The organism is Mesorhizobium sp. M7A.F.Ca.US.006.04.2.1, from assembly GCF_004022915.1.
Classification (GTDB): domain Bacteria; phylum Pseudomonadota; class Alphaproteobacteria; order Rhizobiales; family Rhizobiaceae; genus Mesorhizobium; species Mesorhizobium ciceri.
Genome location: NZ_RZQA01000663.1, coordinates 1 through 3,695 on the forward strand (window position 1 = coordinate 1; position 3,695 = coordinate 3,695).

6 protein-coding genes are annotated in these 3,695 nt (G+C 63.8%); 3 read left to right on the plus strand and 3 right to left on the minus strand.

Annotated elements, in window-relative coordinates; all coding sequences use genetic code 11:
• The coding region (locus EN925_RS27575; RefSeq protein WP_206632967.1) for a glutathione S-transferase N-terminal domain-containing protein at window positions 1-230 on the minus strand (230 nt) is incomplete at its 3' end.
• 198 nt (window positions 231-428) lie between these two features.
• Here EN925_RS27575 and EN925_RS27580 point away from each other — a divergent pair.
• Window positions 429-608, plus strand: coding sequence for a CsbD family protein (locus EN925_RS27580; RefSeq protein WP_024505721.1), 180 nt, complete (start codon window positions 429-431; stop codon window positions 606-608).
• A 57-nt stretch (window positions 609-665) separates the two neighbouring features.
• Here the strand turns inward: EN925_RS27580 and EN925_RS27585 are convergent, their stop codons facing one another.
• Window positions 666-1,796 carry a metallophosphoesterase gene (locus EN925_RS27585; protein WP_164753869.1) on the minus strand — a complete coding sequence of 377 codons (1,131 nt, stop codon included), beginning with the start codon at window positions 1,794-1,796 and terminating at the stop codon, window positions 666-668.
• A gap of 110 nt (window positions 1,797-1,906) precedes the next feature.
• Here EN925_RS27585 and EN925_RS27590 point away from each other — a divergent pair, with 110 nt between their 5' ends.
• Window positions 1,907-2,500, plus strand: a complete 594-nt coding sequence (locus tag EN925_RS27590; RefSeq protein WP_127370302.1) for a hypothetical protein — start codon at window positions 1,907-1,909, stop codon at window positions 2,498-2,500.
• A 20-nt stretch (window positions 2,501-2,520) separates the two neighbouring features.
• On the opposite strand, the gene EN925_RS27595 is transcribed toward EN925_RS27590, so the two are convergent.
• Window positions 2,521-3,153 (minus strand): TetR/AcrR family transcriptional regulator, encoded by a 633-nt coding sequence (locus tag EN925_RS27595; protein WP_245487320.1) that lies wholly within the window; start codon window positions 3,151-3,153, stop codon window positions 2,521-2,523.
• 149 nt (window positions 3,154-3,302) lie between these two features.
• On the opposite strand from EN925_RS27595, the gene EN925_RS27600 reads away from it, so the two are divergent.
• Window positions 3,303-3,695 (plus strand): NIPSNAP family protein (locus EN925_RS27600; protein ID WP_164894428.1); only part of this gene is annotated, 393 nt, incomplete at its 3' end.

A 3,695-nucleotide genomic window follows, 5' to 3' on the forward strand; every position in this document is an offset into this window, starting at 1 on the left:
GCGAGATATTCAAGGATGGCAAGGGTTTCCCAGACGATCTTGCCATTGTGATTCAGCACCGGCACCTGACCGGTCGGCGACACTTTCGCCAGATTGGCAAAGGTTTCAGGCGTGCGCAGCCGCACGAAACCTTCCTCGAACGGGATCTCCAGATGCCTCATCGCCAGCCATGGCCGCAACGACCATGAGGAGAAACACTTGTTGCCGATATAGAGCGTGAATTCAGCCATTTTTCTCCCCGCATGCACGGCCATCCAAATTCCATGGTCGACGCGTGTTCGCAGCCTAGCCCACCAGCCTTGCCCCAGGGCGGCGGCCGCGCGACCTGATCTGCCGTCCGGGCGACGCCTGGAACCTAACCGACGCCGGCTCGTTAGCTACCGCAAATGAATTCCTCCGAATTCAGAACCCCAGGAGATGCGCAAAAAATGGTGAACAAGGATCAGGTTGCGGGCGTGGCCAAGCAGGTCAAGGGCTCGGTCAAGGAAGCCGCGGGCAAGGCGACCGGCAACAGGCAGACCCAGGCCGAAGGCACGGGCGACCGGACCGCCGGTAAGGTGCAGAAGGCCTATGGCGACGTCAAGGACAAGGTCAAGAAGGCGCTCTGATCCGACATCGGCAAACGCGCTTTATCGAGGGAAAGGCGGTCGCGAAGGCCGCCTTTTTCAGGTGCTCCAGCCCTTGCTGAAAGCATTGGTGAAGGCGACCTCGCCGTGATCGCCGGCCGCCTCGCCCAGCACCACGTCCATGCCGTCGCTGGTCACCCTGGCCAGCGCGAAACCGCCCATATAGGCAGCCTTCGGCTTGAACAGGTCGATCCCGTCCCTGCGATAGATCAGCGGCGTTTCGTGCTGGTGGCCATGGAAAATGCCGACGACATTGTAGCCCTTCAGCGCCGCCAGCAACGCCTGCCGGTCGGCCTCGCTCCACCAATGCGGCGCACCACTGCCGTCATCATCGAAGTGCCGCTTGGCGGCATCCCAACGTTCCACCGAGAAAGTGTCCCAGCCATAGTGCTGGAACAGGATGACCGGACGGCCGTCCGCCGCATAGGTCGCCAGATCCTGCTTCAGCCATGGCAGGCTGCTCTCGGCGCCGTGGCCGGTATCGCCGGCGAAACGATGCGTCTGGATCAGATGCAGGCCGCCCCAGTCCCAGGAGTAACAGTCGGTGTCGACATCGTAGTCGGTGGCAGGCACCGGCGGCTTGAAGAACACGCCGGCGCGATGGTTGACCTCGACATAATCGCGCAGTTCGCGCCGATACCAGTCGACATGGTGCGGCGGGCCGTTCTGGTCGAGATCATGGTTGCCGAGCCCGATATAGACCGGCATGTGCACGCGATCGGGACCGACGCCCTGGCTGTAGCGCTGGCTGAACTGGAGCAGTTGGGTGCCCTCGCTCGGCTGCGTGATCTGGCCGCCGCCATCGTCGGTGATGTCGCCGCCGACGACAAGGCCGAGCGGCGTGCCTATCCTGCCGGCCGAACGCAGGCCGGTGGCGACGCCATTGATCTCAGTTGGCCAGTCCTTGTCGCCAAGCGCATTCAGCGCCGCCACGTTGCGCAGCAGCGCGGCGTCGGTCTTGCCTTCCTGCAGGCAGTTGGGGCTCAAGCCGCTCGCCATGCGGCAGGCATGGACATCGGCGATGAACAGGAAAGTGGCGTCGATCGACTGGACGCGTTGCCCGGTCTGGCTGAAGGCCGGGCGCGACAAGGCGCCGGCCGCGGCAAATCCTGCAGCCTGCGCCAGGAAGTTGCGTCGGGAAAGCGATGCAGTCGAACGGCGATTCATCATACGCTGATTCAGCATGGACAGCGGCCGGTCGTCCAGCGCCTCTGCGTCATCATCGACATGACGCCACGGGGCTGGCATGTCTCGCTTGCGCAAGCGGAGGAGGACGAAAAATGAAAGCCGCACCTATCTGCATGATCCTGGCCGCGATGTTGTGCGCGAGCACCGCGCATGCGGCGGGTTGCGTCGACGCCAAGTCCGCCAGGAAGGGTTTCGTTCTGGCGAGACCCGGCATCCAGAGCGAATTTCGGCCCGTGGCCGGCGGGATGATGTCGGTTGCCAACACCTACGAATCGCAATCGCCCCAGACCCAATATCTGTTCGCCGGCCTGATCGAGGTGTTTCGCGACAGCGACACCGGTCGCCAGGCGATGATCCCGTTTTCCGATCTGCGAAAGCTGTTTCCGCTGAAGGCGGGGACAAAGGCCGCGATAGAGTTCGTCGAGTTGTCGCCGAACAAGCCGCCGAAGGGCACCAAGACGCTGAGCCTGGTCGTGAAGGGCAAGGAGACATTCAGCCTGGGCGAGTGCAAATACAATGTCCTGGCGGTCAAGGAGACCTTCAAGAACGGTGCCGGCGAGACGCTGGATTCATTCACCGCCCTCTATGCGCCAGATCTGCAAGCCGCGCTCGCCCGGCGCTACGATGAAGGCACCAGTTCGGAATCCGTCAACGGCTACGAGACGATCAAGCCGCTGGCCGAGTAGCTGAACCAGAGCACGGCGAGTCAAGGGGTTCCCGGCCGTGGCAGTATTCTGTTGCGTCGCCTGGCTGCCAATGCGCCCTGCGATGGCGATGGCGACGGCGCGCTGCGCTCCAGCCCCGCCAGGCAATCCCGCAGCACACCGGCATCCTGCGTGGCCTTGGCCATCGACATCGCTCCCGAGTAGGCGGCGACCGTCAGCGCGGCGAAGCGCTCGGGGTCCGTGCCCTCGTCCTTGCCTACCTGCTGGCCGGCACGCAGCTTGTCGGCAATCGCACGCCGCCACCCGGCAAAAATCCCGGCAAGGGCAATGCGGAAATCCGGGTCGGCAAGCGACAATTCGTGCGCCAGATTGTTGAGCGGACAGCCGCGCACGAAACCCTGCTGCTCCAGTTGCGCCGCCACGGCCTCGAACACCGCGCGCACGCCTTCGCGGGCTGATGCCGCCGCCAGCACCGGCGCGATCCATGTCTCTTCGACCGCTGCCGCCACACGCTCGTCGATCACCGCCAGCGCCAGCGCCTTCTTGGTCGGGAAATGGTGATGCAGCGCGCCGCCGCTGACATCAGCCGCCGCCATCAGGTCGCCGATGCTGGAGGCGTGATAGCCGCGCGCCTGGAACGCGTCCTCGGCGACATCGAGCACTTTCTTGCGCATGCCCTCAGGGTCGTTGATGCGTTTTCCCGGGCGCGGTTTTGGTTGAGCGATCATCTCTGCTGACATTGCCGGACATTAGCATATTGACAAAACAGGACAACCGGTCTGTTTTACAAACAGGACAATCACCCTGTTTTGGAGAATGCCGGATGAACCTGCCCCAGAACGTCGCGCCGAAACCCTCGTCGCTCGCCTCGCCTGTCGTCGAGTTGCGGCAATACACGCTGAAGCCAGGCCAACGCGACACGCTCATCGACATCTTCGACAGCAGGCTGATCGAGGGCCAGGAGGCCGCCGGCATGACCATCATCGGCCAGTTCCGGGATCTCGATCGGCCTGACATGTTCGTCTGGATGCGCGGCTTCGACGGCATGGCTGCGCGGAAAGATGCTCTTGCCGCTTTCTATGGCGGGCCGGTCTGGGCGGCGCACCGCGATGCGGCCAACGCGACGATGATCGATTCCGACGATGTGCTGCTGCTCAAGCCGGCGTGGCCGGGCGCCGGCTTCGACCTTGCGGGGGCGCAGCGGCCAAGCCTGGCC

Excerpts from the sequence above, each read along its gene's own strand:
- EN925_RS27580 (WP_024505721.1), top strand. The coding sequence starts at position 429 with ATGGTGAACAAGGATCAGGTTGCGGGCGTGGCCAAGCAGGTCAAGGGC.
- EN925_RS27585 (WP_164753869.1), bottom strand. The coding sequence starts at position 1,796 with ATGATGAATCGCCGTTCGACTGCATCGCTTTCCCGACGCAACTTCCTG.
- EN925_RS27590 (WP_127370302.1), top strand. The coding sequence starts at position 1,907 with ATGAAAGCCGCACCTATCTGCATGATCCTGGCCGCGATGTTGTGCGCG.
- EN925_RS27595 (WP_245487320.1), bottom strand. The coding sequence starts at position 3,153 with ATGCGCAAGAAAGTGCTCGATGTCGCCGAGGACGCGTTCCAGGCGCGC.